Source organism: Schlegelella aquatica, assembly GCF_026013905.1.
In the GTDB taxonomy this organism is placed as follows: Bacteria; Pseudomonadota; Gammaproteobacteria; order Burkholderiales; family Burkholderiaceae_C; genus Caldimonas; species Caldimonas aquatica.
The window spans coordinates 1,968,469-1,988,071 of record NZ_CP110257.1; the positions used below are offsets into that span (position 1 = coordinate 1,968,469).

Consider the following 19,603-nt stretch of genomic DNA (forward strand, 5'->3'; position numbering starts at 1 on the left):
GCTTGGCCCTGCATTTCGTCGCAGTTGCCCGGGTTCGTCAGGCCGCCTGCTTGAAGGCCATCACCGCCTGGTTTCGCAAGGTGCGCAGCAGCGCGAGTTCACCCTCGCCGAGCCGAATCTCGCCCGCCTGCGACTTGTCGGCGTAGATGAGGCCCAGCGGCGCCTGTTTCAACTGCAGGGGCAGCAACAAGAAGGTCGGCGCGTCCACGTGGGTGCAGTACCAGGCCGGCAACCGCTGACGCAGCTGCCCCTGGCTCACGTCGCTGATGAGCGTGTCCACGCCCTTGATCGCGACCGCCGCGAAAAGGTCGTCCGGTGCCGCCACTTCGATGCGAAACCGCGGTGCCAGCTCTGCTGCGCCCTCCCCCAGCCCGAAGCGGCCGGTGAGCACGCCGCTGCGCACGTCGCGCAGGCAGAACACCACCCGGCGGAAACCAAGCGCGCGGTACATCGTCTCCAGGATCATCCGCAGCACCTGATCGAGGCGGAAGTTCTCGACCATGGTGTTCGTGATGTCCTGAATCCCGGCCGCGAGCACCTGGGCGGGGTCTTCGGCCGGTGTCGGCTGGCTGCGCACGAGCGCCTCCAGCTGCAAGGGCGACAACGAATCCGCGTCCTCCTGCACCGTGGCAGGCCCCGAGGGCAGCAGGCGGGCGGCCGGTGTGCCGGCCTGCGGCTGCAGCTTCAAAGCCGGCGCGAGCAAGGCCATCTCCTCGCGGGCCGCCTGCACGGCATGGCTCAACGCTCGCGCGTCGATGCCGAGGGCCGGCGCGTAGCGGTGGGCCAGGGCTTGCAGGCGCTCCGGCGCCTCCTTCGGAGGCGTGTGCAACAAGAGGTCCGTCGCCTCGTTGGCAAGAGACGCGACGCAGCGGATCGCATGCCCCGGGTCGTGAGTCGAACGCGACGGCGGTTCGTCCGCCAGCTTGCGCATCGCCCGCTGGAGCGCCTCGGGCAGTCCCCAGGCGCGCGCGACGCCCACCCCGAGTTCCTCATAGCTCAAGCCCAGCACGGCCGCCGCCTCGCGCTCGAGGGCACCGGGCGCCGACGCCGCCTGGACCCGCTGGCGGATCTGACGTGCCTCTTCGGGAAAGTAGAACTCGGCCAGGAGCCGGCCCAGGTTCTGGAACACGGCGGCGATGAACGACTCCTCCGCGTCGCGGGCAGCCCGGCTCAGCTGCGCCGCCACCGTCCCCGCCATGAGGGCGCGCAGAAACTCCTCTTTCAGCACCCCCGCCTGCGCCCGATCCTGCATGTGCTCGAGCAACACGAGCGAGAGCGCCAGGTTGCGGATCCCCGCAAAGCCGATGAGCGCCACCGCGCGCGAGACGGTGCTGATCGCGCCTGCGCCGTGCCCCCTGAAACTCGCCGAGTTCACGAGCCGCAGCAGCTTGTTCGTCAGCGCCACGTCCTTGAGGATTTCCTCGGCCAGTCGTTGCAGGCTCTCGTGCTCCGAGCTCGCGATGCGCTGGATGCGGGCGACCGCATCCGACAAGGCCGGGAAGTCGCCTTTGTGACGCATGCGACGCAACAGGAACTCCAGCGTCGCGTGCCCGCCCTGGGCTTCGGCAGCCACGGCCGGACGCCGCCACGCCCGCAGAGCCTCGCCCAGTTCGCGCGCGCTGGCATACCGGACGGCCGGATCGCGCGCGGTCGCCCGGTGGACGATCGCGCGCAGTCCATCATCCACCGGATAAGGCAGTTCCGCCGGCAGACGCACGTCCTCGTGGACATGCCGGTAGATCGCCCGGTACGGGTCCGGGTCCGCCACCGCGGGGCGGCCGCACAGCATCTCGTAAAGCACCAGGCCCGCGGCATACACGTCGACCTGCGGCGTGGGCGGCCGACCCTGCGTCACCTCGGGCGCGAGGTAGGCGGGCGTGCCCACCAAGGCCTTGTCCGCAAAGCCATGGCGCTGACTGATCGCAATGCCGAAGTCCATCACGCGTGCGCGCCCTTCCCGGTCGAGCAAGACGTTGGAGGGCTTGAGGTCGCGGTGCACCACACCCGCCTGGTGTGCGTGCGCGAGGGCGTCCAGCACACAGATGATGAGATCGACCGCCTCCCCCGGCACCCAGGCACCTTGCTCACGCAAGGCATGCCACAGCGTGCGCCCCTCCACGAACTCGAACACCAGATAGGGGTGCTGCTCGTGCACGTCCGCCTCGAAGAGCGGCACGATGCCCGGGTGCGACAGCCGGCTGACCGCCCGCGCCTCGCGCAACCACTCTTCGACCGCTTCGCCACCGGAGGCCAGGGCACGGTGGAGCTTGAGTGCGACGGCGCGGTCGAGCCGGGGATCCCAGGCGCGCCAGACCACGCTTTGCGCGCCTTGGCCCACCAGGTCCTGCAACTGGAATCGACCGACTTGGCGCGACGAGGCAATGGACGACAAGGACACGGAATCGAAGGGCACAGAAAGACGACAGTGGCATTGAACCGTGCCGCAAGGCGGCCCGATCCGCGAAGATCACGGGGCTTTTCCCCGCTTTTGGGCTGGTGGCTCACCGCGCGTTCTGCGCAGCGTTCGCCGCGTGGGCCGGCCTGCCAAGGGCGCAGTGCCTGTGGGGCCGCCGCCGCACCGCGGCCATCCGCCACGGCCCTTTGTGCCAGAATTGCCTTCGCGGTGACGAAGCACTCGTAGACGATTTTCGCCCGCTTCAAGGACAGACAATGAGCAGCGAGCTGATCAAACACATTTCCGACGCTTCCTTCGAAGCCGACGTGCTGCAATCCGACAAGCCGGTGCTGGTCGACTTCTGGGCCGAATGGTGCGGCCCGTGCAAGATGATCGCGCCGATCCTCGACGAGGTGGCCAAGGATTACGACGGGCGTCTTCGCATCGCCAAGATGAACGTCGACGAGAACCGCGGCGTGCCGGCCAAGTTCGGTATTCGCGGCATCCCGACCTTGATGCTGTTCAAGGGGGGCCAGCTCGCGGCGACCAAGGTGGGTGCGCTGTCCAAAGCGCAGTTGACCGCCTTCCTCGACAGTCATCTATAATTTCCTGAACGCGTCGGGGCGAGCGGCCACAAGCGCCCGCCCCGATCGCCCAAGCAGCCCCTACGCCTGATCGTCCGGCGCGTAGTTTCGGCCCCCAACTCCAACGGTTTCTTCCTGCTGCGTTTCGTCGCAGCCCTGCCTGCACAGCGCACCAGTGCTGCGCCGGCCTCGCCGAAGTCCCCGCCCGGTGTTTCACACGACCCGAGCGACACACGAGGGTGTACACCCATGCATCTTTCCGAACTGAAGGTCCTTCACGTCTCCGAGCTCATCAAGATGGCCGAGTCGCTGGAGATCGAGAACACCAGCCGCATGCGCAAGCAGGAGCTGATGTTCGCGATCATGAAGCGGCGCGCCAAGCAAGGCGAGCAGATCTTCGGCGACGGCGTGCTGGAGGTGCTGCCTGACGGCTTCGGCTTCCTGCGCTCGCCCGAGACCAGCTACCTCGCGAGCACCGACGACATCTACCTGTCGCCCAGCCAGATCCGCCGCTTCAACCTCCACACCGGCGACGCCATCGAAGGCGAAGTGCGGGTGCCCAAGGACGGCGAGCGGTACTTCGCGCTCGTCAAGGTCGACCGGGTCAACGGCCTGACTCCGGAGGAGAACAAGCACAAGATCATGTTCGAGAACTTGACGCCGCTCTTTCCGAAAGAGCAGTTCAAGCTCGAACGCGAGATCCGGTCGGAGGAGAACATCACCGGCCGCATCATCGACCTGATCGCCCCCATCGGCAAAGGCCAGCGCGCGCTGCTCGTCGCCCCGCCCAAGAGCGGCAAGACGGTGATGATGCAGCACCTGGCCCACGCGATCATCGCCAACCACCCGGAGGTCTACCTCATCGTGCTGCTCGTCGACGAGCGCCCCGAGGAAGTGACCGAGATGCAGCGCACCGTGCGCGGCGAGGTGATCAGCTCCACCTTCGACGAGCCGGCCGCGCGCCACGTGCAGGTGGCCGAGATGGTGATCGAGCGCGCCAAGCGCCTGGTCGAGCTGAAGAAGGACGTGGTGATCCTGCTCGACTCCATCACCCGGCTGGCCCGTGCCTACAACAACGTGCTGCCCTCCTCCGGCAAGGTGCTGACGGGCGGTGTGGACGCCAACGCCCTGCAGCGGCCCAAGCGCTTCTTCGGTGCGGCCCGCAACATCGAGGAAGGCGGCTCGCTCACCATCATCGGCACCGCCCTGATCGACACGGGCAGCCGCATGGACGAGGTGATCTATGAGGAATTCAAGGGCACCGGCAACTGCGAGATCCACCTGGACCGCCGCATGGCCGAAAAGCGGGTGTACCCCTCGATCCTGCTGAACAAGTCGGGCACCCGCCGCGAAGAACTGCTGCTCAAGCCCGAGATCCTGCAGAAGACCTGGATCCTGCGCAAGCTGCTCTACCCCATGGACGAGATCGAGGCGATGGAGTTCATCCTCGACAAGATGAAGTCTACGAAGAACAACCAGGAGTTCTTCGAGATGATGCGCCGCGGCGGCTGATGCCCCGGCAGCGGCCCGCCGCGGCACCCCGGCGGCTGGGCGATCCTGGCTCGCACGGCGGCCTCTGCCGTGCGAGGCGTCCTGCGCAGCTCAGGCCGGCGCAGGTGTTGGGTTATACTTTTGGGTTTACCAGATCCGGAAAGTGCGCCGAGCGGGTCGGCGTGGCTCCCGGCCGCGCGAGCGAGAGGTTCGACATGAAAGAAGGCATCCACCCCGAGTACCGCGAAGTCTGCTTCGTGGACCTGTCCAACGGCTTCAAGTTCGTCACGCGTTCCTGCGCCCAGACGAAGGAAACCATCAAGATGGAAGACGGCCGCGAGCTGCCGCTCTTCAAGCTAGAGACGACCAGCGAGTCGCATCCCTTCTACACCGGTACGCAAAAGAGCGTCGACTCGCTGGGCGGCCGCGTCGAGAAGTTCCGCAACAAGTTCGCGCGGGTGGGTCTCAAGAAGTAAGCCACCGGTGCGCAAGCAAGAGGCAGCCTGGGCGACCGGCTGCCTTTTTTCTTGGTGCAACCGATCCGTCGTCGCCCCGTGAACCTGCCGAAACCCGCCGTCGTCACACAACGCGCCGCGCGCCGCATGCCGCGGGTGGCGCTGCTCCTGCTGTGCTCCGCCTACGTCTTGCCGGGCGTCTTCGGTCGCGACCCCTGGCGCCAGGCCGACCTCATCGCCTTCGGCTACATGCACAGCATTGCGAGTGGCCGCACCGACTGGTGGCATCCCCTGGTCGGGGGTGTGCCGCCCGAGGGGGGCCTCTTCCCCTACTGGTTGGGGGCGTTCTTCATCCAGGCTCTCGGAGCTTGGCTCGACCCGGCGTTCGCGGCTCGCCTGCCGTTCGCACTCCTGCTCGTGGCCGTGCTCGCGCTGACCTGGTATGCCACGTACCACCTTGCGCGCACCGAAGCGGCCCAGCCCGTGGCCTTCGCCTTCGGCGGCGAGGCGCAGCCGGTGGACTACGCACGCGCCATGGCCGACGGAGCCTTGCTGGCCCTGGTGGCGACGCTGGGCCTGCTGCAACTCGGGCACGAGACCACGCCCGAACTGCTGCAACTCACGGGGGCCGCGTTGTTCGTCTACGCCCTGGCCGCAGCGCACCTGCGCGAGGCCAAGGCCCGGGTGGCGATGCTGCTGGCGCTGCCCCTCATGGCCGGCAGCGGAGCCCCCTCGACTGCCCTCGCGCTGGGCGTGGGAGGCACGGCGGTGTGCCTGTGGTCTTCCCAGCCGCAAGCGCGACGCTTCGCGGGCTGGGTGGTGATTGCCGCCGCGGTCGCCGCCCTCGTCGGAGTGGTCACCGGCACCTGGGCCTGGCGCGTCTCCTCACCTTCGCCGGGCCAAGTGGTCCGGCTGTTCATCTGGTTCCTGTGGCCGGCGTGGCCTTTGGCGGCCTGGACGGTGTGGCGCTGGCGCGCGCACCTCGTGCGGCCGCACTTGGCGGTGCCCCTCGTGGTCTGGGGCATCGCGGCCTTCACGTCCGTGGCCATGAACGGTTCCGACCGGGCCCTGATGCTGGGACTGCCCGCGCTGGCCGTGCTGGCGGCGTTCTCGCTGCCCACCCTGCGCCGAGGCGTTGCATCGGCCATCGACTGGTTCTCCGTCTTCTTCTTCAGCATCGCGGGGCTCGCCGTCTGGGTGATCTACCTGTCCATGCAGGTCGGCATACCGTCCAAGCCGCTGGCGAACATCCAGCGTCTGGCGCCCGGTTTCGAGCCCGTCTTCTCCTGGTGGGCCCTGCTGCCGGCCGTCCTCGCCACCGGGGCGTGGGTATGGCTGGTGCGCTGGCGTGCGACGCGTCACCGTGTCGTGCTGTGGCGCAGCCTCGTCTTGCCGGCCAGCGGCGTGGCATGGTGCTGGCTGCTGTTGCTCACGCTGTGTCTGCCCGTGCTCGACTACGCTCGCAGCGAGCGCCCCATCGTGGAACGGCTCGCCCCGCACCTGTCTCGCGACGGCTGTGTGGCGGCTGAGGGCCTGTCCAAGGGGCAGGTGGCCGCGCTGGAGGCGCTGGGAGGCTACACCGTGCGGTGGTGGCACCGTCCGGGCGCCGGAGCGTGCGACCAGTTGCTCGTCGCGGGGGGCAACCGCCCGGTGCCGCCCCCCGCCGGCTGGAAACTGGTCGCGCGGGAAAGGCGTCCCACCGACCGCACCGAGTTCACCTACGTGTATCGCCGGGAGCGCTGACCTTCGGCACCCTCTCAGCTCGCCGAGAGCGGCACGCTGCTGGAGGCCACCGGTTCGACCCGCTGGACCCTGAGAGCCGGGAAGATGATGCGGAACTCCGAGCCCTTGCCCGGCTCGCTGTGGATGTCGAGTTCGCCGCCATGGCGTTGGACCACGTGCTTGACGATCGACAGGCCCAGGCCGGTGCCTCCCGTCTCCCGGGACCGGCTGCCATCGACGCGGTAGAAGCGTTCGGTCAGCCTCGGCAAGTGCTCTTTCGCGATGCCGATGCCAGTGTCCTTGACCGAAAACTCGCCGCTGCCGTCCGGCCGCACCGTCCAGCGCACGTCGATGCAACCGCCCTCCTGCGTGTAGCGGACGGCGTTCGTCACCAGGTTGCCGAGCGCACTGAGCAACTCGGCCTCGGCACCTGCGATCATCGCTTCGCCTTCCGTGCGGAAGCGCAGTTCGTGGCGGCCTTGGGAAAGCGTGAGGGCGTCGCCTTCCACCGTCCGCATGAGGCGCGAGACCGGCACCCAGCGGTCCGAGGGTGGCCTGGGGCTGCCTTCGAGCTGGGCGAGCGTGAGCAAGTCGCTCACCAGTGTCTGCATGCGCTGCGTCTGCTGCGACATGAGGGCGAGGACCCGCTTGCGCTCCACCTCGGTGAGAGGCAGATTCGCCAAGGTCTCGATGAAGCCGGCGAGCACGGTGAGCGGCGTGCGGATCTCGTGCGAGACGTTGGCGACGAAATCACGCCGCATCGTCTCGGCCCGCTCGCGCTCGGTGATGTCCTGAGAGAGCACGAGCTTCATTCCTTCGCCGTACGGGCGCACCAGCACCGACAGGGTGCCTCGCCCCCCCGAGGACGGGAAGGTCACCGGCTGGTCGTAGGCCTCCGATTGCAGATGGTGCACGAAGGCCGGAGCGCGTACGAGATTGGTCACATGCTGGCGCAGGTCGCGCTGCGGGTCCAGGCCGAAATGTTCGGTCGCCATCCGATTGCACCACTCGATCTGTCCGGCCCGATCGAGCAGCATCACCCCGTTCGGCGAGGCTTCGATGGCCGACAGGAACTGCGCCAGACGCTCCTTCTCCTGCGCCACGACCGCATCGCGCTGCCTCAGGTTGCGCTCGACGCGGTAGGCCAGTTCGCCCCACACGCCTGCGTCGCGGGGGGAGGCTCGGCCCTCCGGGTCGCGCAGCCAGGCCAGCAGCCTCAAAGCGCGCAGCCCGTCGACGGTCATGGCGAGCAAGACGACCGTCATCGTGCCGAGCGCGGCCCCCAGGAAGGGCCAGCCGACGACCGCCCCCGCGACATAGCCGAGGGCCGAACCCGCCAGCATCAGCGCAAGGCCCGCGAGCAATCGCGGCAACAACCAGCTCATTTGGAGGTGGACGTTCAGGCAGCCGCGGGAACCTGCTGCGTCAACCGATAGCCGGCACCGCGCACCGTCTCGATCATCGACGAGCAGCCGACCGGAGCCAGTGCTTCACGCAAGCGCTTGACATGGACGTCCACGGTGCGCTCCTCGATGAAGACGTGGTCGCCCCAGACGCGGTCGAGCAGCTGTGCCCGACTGTGCACGCGCTCCGGGTGGGCCATGAAGAAGTGCAGCAGCCGGAACTCCGTGGGCCCCACCTTCACCTCCTGCTCACCCCGGCTCACGCGGCGGGTGGCCGGATCGAGCCGCAGCGGCCCCACCTGGACCACCGAATCCAATGCCTCCGGCGCCTTGCGCCTGAGGACGGCACGGATGCGCGCCATCAGCTCGTTCGTCGAGAACGGCTTGGTAAGGTAGTCATCCGCCCCGGCATCCAGCCCGGCGATCTTGTCCGGCTCGTCCGCACGCGCGGTGAGCATGATGATCGGCAAGTCCCGGGTGCGCACCTCGGCGCGCCACCGCTTCGCCAAGGCGAGGCCCGACTGGCCCGGGAGCATCCAGTCGAGGATCACCAGATCGGGCAGCACCTTGTCCACCTCGGCGAGGGCGCGCGCGGAATCGGGTGCCACCGTGACCTCGTACCCGGCATGACGCAGGTTGAGCGAGATCAGCTCGGCGATTGCGGCTTCGTCCTCGACCACCAGCACTCGGCTCATGCCGTCTCCTCTCGCCCGAACTCAGCTGACCACCGACTCGACACTCTCCATCGGAATGTGCCGCACGTCGGTGCCCTTGACGATGTAGATGATCTGTTCGGCCAAGTTCTTGGCATGGTCGCCGACCCGCTCGATGGCCTTGGCGACGAACACGAGGTCGATGCTGGCCGAGATGGTGCGCGGGTCCTCCATCATGTACGTGATGAGCTTGCGCATGAGGCCGTCGAACTCCTGGTCGATCTGGTTGTCCTGTTTGAGCACCTCCAGGGCCCGATTGACGTCCAGCCGAGCGAAGGCGTCCAGGGACTTGCGCAGCTGCTCGGTCGCGAGTTGCGCCTCGAAGCCGACATCCGACACCGGCAGGCGCAACCGGCTCGGCACCCCGGTGTTGATGAGCCGTTGAACGGTCCGGGCGATACGCGCGGCCTCGTCGCCGACGCGCTCGAGATTGCCGATGGTCTTCGAAATGGCGATCAGCAGGCGAAGGTCGCGCGCGGTGGGCTGGCGCCGGGCAATGATGGTCGACAGATCGCGGTCGATCTCGACCTCCATCTGATTGACGCGCTCTTCCTGCGTGATCACCTGCGTGGCCGTCTCGCCGCTGAAGTTCGCCAGCGCATAGATCGCTTGCGCCACCTGCGACTCCACCAGGCCCCCCATCTCGAGCACGCGGGTGGAGATGCCGGACAGCTCGGCATCGAACTGGGTGGACAAGTGCTTGTCGCTCATAAGGCCTCCTTCCTACGCGGTGAGCCGGTCAGCCGAACCGACCGGTGATGTAATCCTCGGTTTCCCTCCTCTTGGGCTTCATGAAGAGGTCCGAGGTGGCGCCGAATTCGATCAGATCGCCGAGATACATGTAGGCGGTGTAATCGGACACGCGGGCGGCCTGCTGCATGTTGTGGGTGACAATCACCACCGTGTAGTCGGCCTTCAGCTCGTGGATCAGCTCCTCGATCTTGCCCGTCGAGATAGGGTCCAGCGCGGAGCACGGTTCGTCAAGCAGCAACACCTCCGGCTTGATGGCGATGCCTCGGGCGATGCACAGCCGCTGTTGCTGGCCGCCCGACAGACCTGCCCCGCTCTGGTTCAGCTTGTCCTTGACCTCGGTCCACAGCGCCGCCTTCTTGAGCGCCCACTCCACACGCTCGTCCATCTCGGCTCGCGGCAGGTTCTCGAAGAGCCGCACGCCGAAAGCGATGTTGTCGTAGATGGACATCGGGAACGGCGTCGGCTTCTGGAACACCATCCCCACCTTCGCGCGGATCAGCGAGACGTCCAGACGGGAGCGCAGGATGTTCTCGCCGTCGAGCAGGATCTCGCCCTCGGCGCGCTGCTCGGGGTAGAGCTCGAACATCCGGTTGAAGGTGCGCAAGAGCGTGGACTTGCCGCAGCCGGACGGCCCGATGAAGGCCGTCACCTTCTTCTCCGGGATGTCGAGGTTGATGTTCTTCAGCGCGTGGAAGCTGCCGTAGTAGAAGTTCAGGTTGCGCACCGAGAGCTTGGCCTTCTCGGTCACGGGAAGTTCGACTTTGGCGTCCATCGGTGCCTCAATCCTTGTTTCGGAACAGCGTGCGTGCCAGGATGTTGAGCGCCAGCACGCCAATCGTGATCAGGAACACGCCCGCCCACGCGAGCTTCTGCCAGTTCTCATACGGGCTCATGGCGAACTTGAAGATCGTCACCGGCAGGCTCGCCATCGGCTCGGCCAGGTTGGACGTCCAGAATTGGTTGGACAAGGCCGTGAAAAGCAGCGGCGCGGTCTCGCCCGCGATGCGAGCCAGGGCTAGCAGCACGCCGGTGATCACGCCAGCGCGCGCGGCCTTCAGGGTGATGAAGCTGATCACCTTCCACTTCGGTGTGCCCAGTGCGTAGGCCGCCTCGCGCAGCGCGTTGGGAATGAGCGCGAGCATGTTCTCGGTGGTGCGGACGACCACCGGAATGACGATGAGCGACAGTGCGAGGATGCCGGCCCAGCCGGAGAACGTCTTCATCCGCGACACGACCACCGCATAGATGAACAGGCCGATCACGATGGATGGGGCCGACAGCAGGATGTCGTTGATGAAGCGCGTGACAGCGCCCAGCCAGCTGCGCTGACCGTACTCGGCCAGGTACACGCCGGCCAGGATGCCGATCGGGGTGCCGAGCAAGGTGGCCAGGCCCACCATCGTGAGCGAGCCGAAGATCGCGTTGGCCAAACCGCCGGTTTCCGCCTGCGGCGGCGGGGTCATTTCGGTGAAGAGCGACCAGCTCATCCCACCCACGCCGAGGCGCACGGTCTCGAACAAGATCCACAGCAGCCAGAACACGCCGAACCCCATCGCGGCAAGCGACAGCGTGAGCGCGACGGCGTTGGTGCGCTTGCGCTTGCGATGCATCGCCAAGCGGCGGTCATCCATCACGAGACTCATCGAACGCTCCTCCATGGGCCGCGTGCGCACAGAGCACGGGCGGGCCCACCGGCCGACCGCACGCCTCCCCAGGTGCCGCCCCAGGCCCTCATGCCCGCGCTCCTTCGGCCTTCTTCAGCTTCATCAGCAGCAGCTTCGAAAGCGCCAGCACGACGAACGTGATGAAAAAGAGGATGAGACCCAGGTAGATCAGCGACGCCTGGTGCAGGCCGGCTGCGGCCTCGGCGAACTCGTTGGCCAGGGCCGAAGTGATGCTGTTGGCCGGCTCGAACAACGACAGCGAATTGAGCTGGTTGAAGTTGCCGATCACGAACGTGACCGCCATCGTCTCGCCCAGCGCCCGCCCGAGTCCGAGCATGATGCCGCCGACCACCCCCGTCTTGGTGTAGGGCAGGACCACCTTCCACACCACCTCCCAGGTGGTGGCGCCCAGTCCGTACGCCGACTCCTTGAGCATGGGCGGCGTCACCTCGAAGACATCGCGCATCACCGAGGCGATGAACGGAATGATCATGATCGCGAGGATGATCCCCGCCGAGAGGATGCCGATGCCCACCGGCGGCCCGGACACGAGCGCCCCCAGATAGGGCACGTCGGAGAACGCCGCCTGCAGCGGTTGCTGTACATAGGTGGCGAGGATGGGGCCGAACACCAGCAAGCCCCACATGCCGTAGACGATCGACGGCACGGCTGCGAGCAGCTCGATCGCCGTGCCGAGCGGGCGTCGCAGCCAGCCGGGCGACAGCTCGGTCAGGAACAGCGCGATGCCGAAGCTCACCGGCACCGCGATCACCAGCGCGATCAGTGAGGTGGCGAGCGTGCCGTAGATCATCACCAGGCCGCCGTAGCGATCCTGCACTGGGTCCCACTCGCTGCGCCAGAGAAAGGCCAGGCCATACTCCTCGATCGCGGGCGCCGCGCCCATCGCCAACGAGGCGATGATGCCGGCCAGCAGCAGCAAGGTCACCAGCGCGGCCGCATGCGCGAGAAAGGAGAAGATCCGATCTCCCCACGGCGAGGCGCGGCGCACGACGGGAGGCTCCCCCCACGGGTCCGTACGTTGCATGTCTTCGGTCGGATAACGGGATGCGGGGAGTGTAACGGCCACCTCTGCCCTCCTCTCGAGTCGCAGGCACGGGGCGACGACGTCGCCCCGTGCTCTCAGCCTTGGCTGTTCCGGTCGGGCGTGATCACTTGTACGCGACCGGCTTGCCCGACGCGTCCTTGATCTCACCCCACTGCTTGCGCACCAGCGCCTTGACCGAGTCGGGCAGCGGCACGTAGTCCAGTTCCGACGCCATCTTGTCGCCGTTGCCGTAAGCCCAGTCGAAGAACTTGAGCGCCGCGGCGGCCTGTTGGGGCTTGTCCTGTGCCTTGTGCATCAGGATGAAGGTCGCGCCGGTGATCGGCCAAGAGTCCTTGCCCGGCTGGTCCGTCAACACCTGGTAGAACGACCGGTTCCAGTCGGCCCCGGCGGCGGCGGCCTTGAAGTTCACTTCGTCCGGCCCGACGAACTGGCCGTCCTTGTTGCGCAGCATCACATGGGCCAGCTTGTTCTGCTTGGCATAGGCGTACTCGACGTAGCCGATGGAGTTCGGCAGTCGCTGCACGAAGGCGGAGACGCCCTCGTTGCCTTTGCCGCCCGCCCCGGTGGGCCAGTTCACCGCCGTGCCTTCGCCGACCTTGGCCTTCCAATCGGCATTGACCTTGGAGAGGTAGTTGGTGAAGATGAAGCTCGTGCCCGATCCGTCCGCCCGCCGCACGACCGCGATCGTCGCGTCGGGCAGCGGCACGCCGGGGTTCAGCGAGGCGAGCGCCGGGTCGTTCCACTTGGTGATCTTGCCGAGGTAGATGTCGCCCAGCACCTGACCGGTCATTTTGATCTGGCCCGGCTGGATGCCCTTGATGTTGACGACCGGCACCACGCCGCCGATCACCGTCGGGAACTGGATCAGACCGTCCTTGGCCAGCTCCTCGTCCTTGAGCGGCGCGTCCGAGGCGCCGAAGTCCACCGTCTTGGCCTTGATCTGGCGGATTCCGGCCCCCGAGCCGACCGATTGGTAGTTGATGCGGACTCCGGTGGCCTTGTTGTAGGCGTCTGCCCACTTGGCGTACACGGGCGCCGGGAAGGAGGCGCCCGCGCCGGTCACGTCCTGGGCGTGCGCGACGCCCGCGACACCGGCCATCGCGAGTGCGACGAGGCCGGAACGGATCAGCGTGTGAGTCATGAATACACCTTCGAAGTGGGTCAAGAAGCGGGACTCGCATCCCGACGAAGCGGACTGTAGGCCGGGTTTGTGACAGGTGGATGACAGGCCCGTCACGGCGGAGCGGCGCCGCCGCGGCCGACGCGCCGACGTCATGAATCTTTCACCGCGCTGTCACACGGGCCGCCTAACCTGCCGCCCGCTGCAGCACGCAGCGCTTGACGACCCAAGGAGTCCTCCATGAAGAAAACCCGCTGGTGGTTGATGTGCGGTGCGGTGTGCCTCGCCGCACTCGCCGGCTGCGCCACCTCCCCCACGCCGGCGCCGATCGCTCGGGCCGCCGTCGTCTCGACGGACCTGTCCACCCTCGATCAGCTCATGCGGGACGCCGGGCTGGCCGAGACGCTCTCCGCTCAGGGCCCCTACACCCTGTTTGCGCCCTCGGACGCGGCGTTCAAGGCCCTGCCGCCCGCCACCCTGGAGGCGCTGCGCAAGGACCGCGCCCAGCTGCGCGCCGTGCTGTCCTATCACGTGGTGGCCGGCAAACTGACAGCGGCCGACATCGGCAACGGCAAGTTGAAGAGCCTGCAGGGCGGCGAAATCGCCACCTCCAAGGCGGGCGACTTCGTCACGGTCGAAGACGCACTCGTCACGCGGGCCAACCTGCCGGCCAGCAACGGCGTGGTCCACGTGATCGACCGCGTCTTGCTGCCGCCGAAGAAGTGAATCCCCCGAACCTCCGAGCACGCGGCAGGGGCGACACCGGCGCGCCGTTGCGCCCTTGCGCCCTTGCGCATGACTGAGCCGATGACACCCCTTCGCCCCGATCGCCGCACTTGGCTGAGACACACGGCCGCCTCGCTGGCCTCGGCGGGTGCCTGGGCTTGCAGCCCGGCTGCCGCCGCGCCGCGCCGGCACCCAGAGGCCCGCGTGGTGCAACTGCTCGACATGTCGGCGGCTCAGCAGGAGTCCTCCCGCAACTATGCCACCGGCCTGCGCCTGGCCTGGGCCGAGGCCAGCCGCAGCGCGGCCGCCCTGCCCAGCCTCGTGACCTTGGAGACGGACGGAACCCCCGCCTCCACCCGACCGGCGCTCGATGCCGTGGCGACCGACCCCTCGGTCTGCGCGGTGGTCGGCACCGCGGGCGAACGTCTGGCCGCCCAGTGCGTGCAGGACCTCGGCCGCCGCGCGCCCGAACTCGCCCATCTGGGCCCGTGGCTGGCAGACACCGCCTTCGACGACCTCCCCCAGCTCGCGTGCCTGTTCGCGGGGCGCGATGCACAGATCCGCCACGCGCTGCGCAGCCTCGAAGGCATGGGCATCCAGGAACTCGCGCTGGTCTATCCCGATGCCGAGATGCACCGCACCCTGGGCGCCGGGTTGCAGAGCCTGGCTCGGGAACTGGGCCTGCGCGCCGTGGCGCTCGTGCCCCCCGCAAGCAGTGACGTCGCGGCCCTTGCCCGCGACCTGCCCGCAACCGCCCCGCCGGTGATGCTTTTCCTGGGTGCCACGCTCGAGCTGGCGCGCTTCGCCCTGGCCCTGCCGCCGGGGCGACGCCAGCGCTACCTGATCGCCTTGGCCGACGTGGACCTGCCCACCTTGCAGCAGCTGTGGACCCGCCCCCCGCTGCCGGTGATCCTCACGCAGGTCGTGCCGGTCCACCAGGGTCAGATCGCGGCCGTGCGGCGCTTCCGGCACCTGCTCAAAGAGCTGTACGACGAGCCGCCCTCGCCGGTCAGCCTGGCCGGCTACCTGGCCGGCCGCTACGCGCTGGAAGTCCTTCGCAGAGCCGGCGAACCGACGCGCACCGCGGTCGCGCAGGAGGTGCGTCGGCGCTCCACGGTCGAGCTCGACGGATTTCGCTTGGAGTTCCCGTCGGGCCGTGCGCGAGGCAGCCGCTACGTGACGCAGACACTGCTCAGCGTGGATGGCCGGCTGATCGCTTGACCGGGCGCTCGCCGCGGGCAGGCGTCCAGCCGCCGCCCTCAGGACGCGGCGACTGCGTCCGCGAGCTTCTGCGCGCAGGCACGTGCCAGCTGCGCGTCGTCGGCCTCCACCATCACCCGCAGCAAGGGTTCCGTGCCCGAGGGTCGGATCAGCACCCGCCCCCGCTGCCCCAGGCGGGCCTGGACCTCCTCCTGCGCCGCCGCCAAAGCGGGGTTGGAGCGCCAGTCCTGCCCCGCGCGCAGCCGCACGTTGATGAGCGTCTGCGGGAACAGGGCCACGCCCTCGAGCAGGTCGGCCAGCGTGCGACCGCTGCGCATCACCGCTTGCAGCACCTGCAAGGCGCTGACGATGCCGTCGCCGGTCGTGTGCTTGTCCAGCGCCAACAGGTGACCGGAGCCCTCGCCGCCCAGCAGCCAGCCGCGCGATTGGAGTTCCTCCAGCACATAGCGGTCGCCGACTTTGGCACGCACGAACGGCACGCCCCGCGCGGCCAGGGCGAGCTCCACGGCCATGTTGGTCATCAGCGTGCCGACGGCGCCCGCCACCGGCTGGCCGTGCGCCAAGCGATCGGCCACCATCACGTAGAGCAGTTCGTCCCCGTTGTAGAGGCGCCCCTCGGCGTCGACCAGTTGGAGCCGGTCGGCGTCGCCATCCAGCGCGATGCCGTAGTCGGCACCGTGCTCCCGCACCGCCGCCTGCAAGGCCGACGGCGACGTGGCCCCCAGCCCGGCGTTGATGTTGAAGCCATCCGGCGCGCAACCGATCGAGACGACCTCGGCCCCGAGCTCATGGAAGACGCTGGGCGCCACCTGATACGCGGCCCCGTGTGCGGCGTCCACCACCACCTTCAGGCCCTTGAGCGACAGGTCGTTGCCGAAGGTGCTCTTGCAGAACTCGATGTACCGGCCCTGCGCGTCGTCCAGGCGCCGGGCCCGGCCCAGCCCGGACGAATCGACCCACTGGGCCGGCTCGTCGAGAGCGGCCTCGACCGCCTGCTCCCAGTCGTCCGGCAGCTTCTCGCCGGTGGCCGAGAAGAACTTGATGCCGTTGTCGGGATACGGGTTGTGCGAGGCGCTGATGACGACGCCGAGGTCGAGCCGCAGCGCGCGGGTGAGGTAAGCCACGCCGGGCGTGGGCAGCGGGCCGCTGAGCAGGACGTCCACCCCGGCCGAGGCAAAGCCAGCCTCCAGGGCCGATTCCAGCATGTAGCCGGAGATGCGCGTGTCCTTGCCGATCAGCACGACCGGCCGCTTGACCTGCTGCTTGAGCACGCGCCCCACGGCATGGCCCAGGCGCAGCACGAAATCCGGCGTGATGGGCGGCTGCCCGACCGTTCCTCGGATGCCGTCGGTCCCAAAATACCTTCTGCTCATCGTCTCGTCTACCAGGCAGGATGATGTGTCAATGGGCGTGATTGTGCCCGTCCGCCACCGCCGGCAGGCCGGCCGCCTGCCACACCTTCAGGGCATCGACAGTGGCCGCCACATCGTGTACACGCAGCACGCGCGCGCCCAGCAGCGCGGCCGCCAGCGCCGCCGCCAAGCTGCCCGGCCCGCGCTCGCTCACCGGTTTGCCCGTCACCGCCCCGATCGACGACTTGCGCGACCACCCCACCAGCAATGGCAAGCCCAGCGCGAGCAGCCGCGGCTGCTCGCGCAGCAGTTGGAAGTTCTGCTCCACCGTCTTGCCGAAGCCGACACCGGGGTCGAGCACCATGCGCTCGCGTGCCACGCCCCGCCAGGACAGGGCCTGCACCCGGCCCGCGAGGAAGTCCGCCACCTCCGCCACCACGTCGTCATACTGCGTCTGGCTCTGCATCGAGGTCGGGTCCCCCCGCATGTGCATCAGGCAGATCCCGCAGGACGGGTGCTCGCCCACCACATCCAGCGCGCCTGGGGCACGCAGCGCCTGCACGTCGTTCACGATGTCGGCGCCCAGGGCGAGCACCTGCCGCATCACCTCGGGCTTGTAGGTGTCGACCGAGAGGGGCACACCCCATTTCACCGCCTCGCGCACCACCGGCAGCACCCGCCGCAATTCCTCCTCGAGCGGGACGGGTGGAGCTCCCGGGCGCGTGGACTCGCCACCGATGTCGAGGATGTCCGCACCCTGCCGCAAGAGTTGCTCGGCATGACGCAGGGCCGAGCGCTCGTCCGCATGAGCGCCTCCATCCGAGAACGAATCAGGCGTGGCGTTCACGATCCCCATCACGCGGGGGCGTGACAGATCGATGCGGAACCGGGTGGTCTGCCAGTAGCTCATGAATGCAATGCTGCAAGGGGTACAACGCAAAACGGGGCCGAAGCCCCGTTGCAGGAGAAGAACCGGCCTCGATGGTCAGGCGGCCGCGGGCGCGCCGTCGGCATTGACCGGCGGGGTGCTGCCGCCGCCCGGCTTGCTGCTCGAAGGCGTCCAATCCTTCGGCGGCCGCGGGGGGCGGCCGGCCATAATGTCGTCGATCTGCTCGGCGTCGATGGTCTCCCACTCGAGCAGGGCCTGCGCCATCGCGTGCATCTTGTCCTTGTTGTCCTCGATCAGCTTGCGTGCGATCGCGTACTGCTGGTCGATGATCTTGCGGATCTCCTTGTCGACCTTCTGCATCGTCTCTTCGGAGACGTTGACCTGCTTGGTGATGGAGCGGCCGAGGAACACCTCACCCTCGTTCTCGGCATACACCATGGGGCCCAGCTCGTCGGTCATGCCGTAACGCGTGACCATGTCGCGCGCGATCTGGGTCGCCCGCTCGAAGTCGTTCGAGGCGCCGGTGGTCATCTGGTTCATGAAGACCTCCTCCGCGATCCGGCCGCCGAACAGCACCGAGATGGTGTTGAGCATGCGTTCCTTGTCCATGCTGTAGCGGTCACCCTCGGGCAACTGCATGGTCACGCCGAGCGCCCGGCCGCGCGGGATGATCGTCACCTTGTGCACCGGGTCGGTCTTGGGCAGCAACTTGGCCACCAACGCATGGCCGGCCTCGTGGTAGGCCGTGTTGCGCCGCTCCTCCTCGGGCATGACCATGGACTTGCGCTCGGGACCCATCAGGATCTTGTCCTTGGCCTTCTCGAAGTCGACCATCTCCACCACCCGCGCATTGCGGCGGGCGGCGAAGAGCGCGGCCTCGTTCACCAGGTTTGCCAGGTCCGCCCCCGAGAAGCCCGGTGTGCCGCGGGCCAGGATGTCCGGCCGCACGTCCGTGCCGATGGGCACCTTGCGCATGTGCACGTTCAGGATCTGCTCCCGACCACGCACGTCCGGCAGCGTCACGTACACCTGCCGGTCGAAACGGCCGGGACGCAGCAGCGCCGGGTCGAGGATGTCCGGACGGTTGGTCGCCGCGATCACGATGACCCCGAGATTGGTCTCGAAGCCGTCCATCTCGACCAGCATCTGGTTGAGGGTCTGCTCGCGCTCGTCGTTGCCGCCGCCCAGGCCGGCCCCGCGGTGGCGGCCGACCGCGTCGATCTCGTCGATGAAGATGATGCAAGGCGCGTTCTTCTTCGCCTGCTCGAACATGTCGCGCACCCGGGCCGCGCCGACGCCGACGAACATCTCGACGAAGTCGGAGCCCGAGATCGAGAAGAACGGCACCTTGGCCTCACCGGCGATTGCCTTGGCCAGCAGCGTCTTGCCGGTGCCCGGAGGGCCGACCATCAGCACGCCGCGCGGAATGCGCCCGCCCAGCTTCTGGAACTTCTGCGGATCCTTGAGGAAGTCGACCAGCTCGCGCACCTCTTCCTTGGCTTCGTCGCAACCGGCGACGTCGGCGAAGGTGATCGAGTTGTTCGTCTCGTCCAGCATGCGTGCGCGGCTCTTGCCGAAGCTGAAGGCTCCGCCTTTGCCGCCACCTTGCATCTGCCTCATGAAGTAGATCCAGACCCCGATCAGCAGCAGCATGGGACCCCAGCTGATGAGGATGCTCATCAGCAGCGACGGCTCCTCGCGCGGCTTGACGTCGAACTTGACGCCGTTGTTGATGAGGTCGCCGACCAGGCCGCGGTCGAGGTAGGTCGCGGTCGTGCGCAGGCGCCTGTCATCGTTGGTGATCGCCACGATTTCGGTGCCGCCGCCGCCCTCCTGGAGGGTGACGCTCTTGATGCGCTTGTTGCGCACTTCCTCCAGGAAGTCCGAATACGCGATCTGGCCCGCCGCGGTGGCGCCGCGATCGAACTGCTTGAAGACGGTGAACAGCACCAAGGCGATCACCAGCCACACGGCCACCTTAGAGAACCATTGATTGTTCACCGCGGCTCCTTTTCCTGACTCTCTCGAGAAGCATTCCCAAATACCCGG

At 67.8% G+C, this 19,603-nt stretch carries 17 protein-coding genes; 6 read left to right on the forward strand and 11 right to left on the reverse strand.

Going from position 1 to position 19,603, the window contains the following annotated elements; all coding sequences use genetic code 11:
- Positions 1-37: 37 nt before the first annotated feature.
- Positions 38-2,392: a serine/threonine protein kinase gene (locus OMP39_RS08885; RefSeq protein WP_264891392.1), complete on the reverse strand. Its 2,355-nt coding sequence runs from the start codon at positions 2,390-2,392 to the stop codon at positions 38-40.
- A gap of 278 nt (positions 2,393-2,670) precedes the next feature.
- Here OMP39_RS08885 and trxA point away from each other — a divergent pair, with 278 nt between their 5' ends.
- From trxA to OMP39_RS08905, 4 genes are all read left to right on the forward strand, one after another.
- Positions 2,671-3,000 carry a thioredoxin TrxA gene (trxA, locus tag OMP39_RS08890; RefSeq protein WP_264891393.1) on the forward strand — a complete coding sequence of 110 codons (330 nt, stop codon included), beginning with the start codon at positions 2,671-2,673 and terminating at the stop codon, positions 2,998-3,000.
- Positions 3,001-3,228: 228 nt separating this feature from the next.
- Positions 3,229-4,491 (forward strand): transcription termination factor Rho, encoded by a 1,263-nt coding sequence (gene rho, locus OMP39_RS08895; RefSeq protein WP_264891394.1) that lies wholly within the window; start codon positions 3,229-3,231, stop codon positions 4,489-4,491.
- 194 nt (positions 4,492-4,685) lie between these two features.
- Positions 4,686-4,946, forward strand: coding sequence for a type B 50S ribosomal protein L31 (locus OMP39_RS08900; protein WP_264891395.1), 261 nt, complete (start codon positions 4,686-4,688; stop codon positions 4,944-4,946).
- 78 nt (positions 4,947-5,024) lie between these two features.
- Entirely contained in the window at positions 5,025-6,668 is a 1,644-nt protein-coding gene (locus tag OMP39_RS08905) for a hypothetical protein (protein ID WP_264891396.1), read from the forward strand.
- A 14-nt stretch (positions 6,669-6,682) separates the two neighbouring features.
- Here the strand turns inward: OMP39_RS08905 and phoR are convergent, their stop codons facing one another.
- The 7 genes from phoR to pstS form a co-directional block, all read right to left on the reverse strand.
- Positions 6,683-8,032 (reverse strand): phosphate regulon sensor histidine kinase PhoR, encoded by a 1,350-nt coding sequence (gene phoR, locus OMP39_RS08910; RefSeq protein ID WP_264891397.1) that lies wholly within the window; start codon positions 8,030-8,032, stop codon positions 6,683-6,685.
- A gap of 14 nt (positions 8,033-8,046) precedes the next feature.
- The gene (gene phoB / locus OMP39_RS08915) at positions 8,047-8,745 is read right to left on the reverse strand and encodes a phosphate regulon transcriptional regulator PhoB (protein ID WP_264891398.1); all 699 of its coding nucleotides are present in this window, start codon (positions 8,743-8,745) and stop codon (positions 8,047-8,049) included.
- A gap of 21 nt (positions 8,746-8,766) precedes the next feature.
- Positions 8,767-9,474, reverse strand: a complete 708-nt coding sequence (gene phoU, locus OMP39_RS08920; protein ID WP_264891399.1) for a phosphate signaling complex protein PhoU — start codon at positions 9,472-9,474, stop codon at positions 8,767-8,769.
- Positions 9,475-9,502: 28 nt separating this feature from the next.
- On the reverse strand, positions 9,503-10,288 hold the full coding sequence (gene pstB / locus OMP39_RS08925) for a phosphate ABC transporter ATP-binding protein PstB (protein WP_264891400.1): 786 nt from the start codon (positions 10,286-10,288) through the stop codon (positions 9,503-9,505).
- Positions 10,289-10,295: 7 nt separating this feature from the next.
- On the reverse strand, positions 10,296-11,159 hold the full coding sequence (gene pstA / locus OMP39_RS08930) for a phosphate ABC transporter permease PstA (protein WP_264891401.1): 864 nt from the start codon (positions 11,157-11,159) through the stop codon (positions 10,296-10,298).
- A gap of 88 nt (positions 11,160-11,247) precedes the next feature.
- The gene (gene pstC / locus OMP39_RS08935) at positions 11,248-12,225 is read right to left on the reverse strand and encodes a phosphate ABC transporter permease PstC (RefSeq protein WP_264891402.1); all 978 of its coding nucleotides are present in this window, start codon (positions 12,223-12,225) and stop codon (positions 11,248-11,250) included.
- A 124-nt stretch (positions 12,226-12,349) separates the two neighbouring features.
- Positions 12,350-13,387 carry a phosphate ABC transporter substrate-binding protein PstS gene (gene pstS / locus OMP39_RS08940; RefSeq protein WP_264891403.1) on the reverse strand — a complete coding sequence of 346 codons (1,038 nt, stop codon included), beginning with the start codon at positions 13,385-13,387 and terminating at the stop codon, positions 12,350-12,352.
- A 219-nt stretch (positions 13,388-13,606) separates the two neighbouring features.
- Between pstS and OMP39_RS08945 the strand changes: the two genes are divergently transcribed.
- Together OMP39_RS08945 and OMP39_RS08950 are read left to right on the forward strand one after the other, a co-directional pair.
- Positions 13,607-14,092 (forward strand): fasciclin domain-containing protein, encoded by a 486-nt coding sequence (locus OMP39_RS08945; protein WP_264891404.1) that lies wholly within the window; start codon positions 13,607-13,609, stop codon positions 14,090-14,092.
- A gap of 81 nt (positions 14,093-14,173) precedes the next feature.
- On the forward strand, positions 14,174-15,313 hold the full coding sequence (locus OMP39_RS08950; RefSeq protein ID WP_264891405.1) for an ABC transporter substrate-binding protein: 1,140 nt from the start codon (positions 14,174-14,176) through the stop codon (positions 15,311-15,313).
- Positions 15,314-15,351: 38 nt separating this feature from the next.
- On the opposite strand, the gene glmM is transcribed toward OMP39_RS08950, so the two are convergent.
- The 3 genes from glmM to ftsH all read right to left on the reverse strand — a co-directional run bounded on the left by glmM (position 15,352) and on the right by ftsH (position 19,555).
- A complete protein-coding gene (gene glmM, locus OMP39_RS08955) occupies positions 15,352-16,686 on the reverse strand; it encodes a phosphoglucosamine mutase (RefSeq protein ID WP_264891406.1) in 1,335 nt (444 codons plus the stop codon).
- 28 nt (positions 16,687-16,714) lie between these two features.
- Positions 16,715-17,575 carry a dihydropteroate synthase gene (gene folP / locus OMP39_RS08960; RefSeq protein WP_264891407.1) on the reverse strand — a complete coding sequence of 287 codons (861 nt, stop codon included), beginning with the start codon at positions 17,573-17,575 and terminating at the stop codon, positions 16,715-16,717.
- A gap of 75 nt (positions 17,576-17,650) precedes the next feature.
- A complete protein-coding gene (gene ftsH / locus OMP39_RS08965; protein WP_264891408.1) occupies positions 17,651-19,555 on the reverse strand; it encodes an ATP-dependent zinc metalloprotease FtsH in 1,905 nt (634 codons plus the stop codon).
- Positions 19,556-19,603 lie beyond the last annotated feature (48 nt).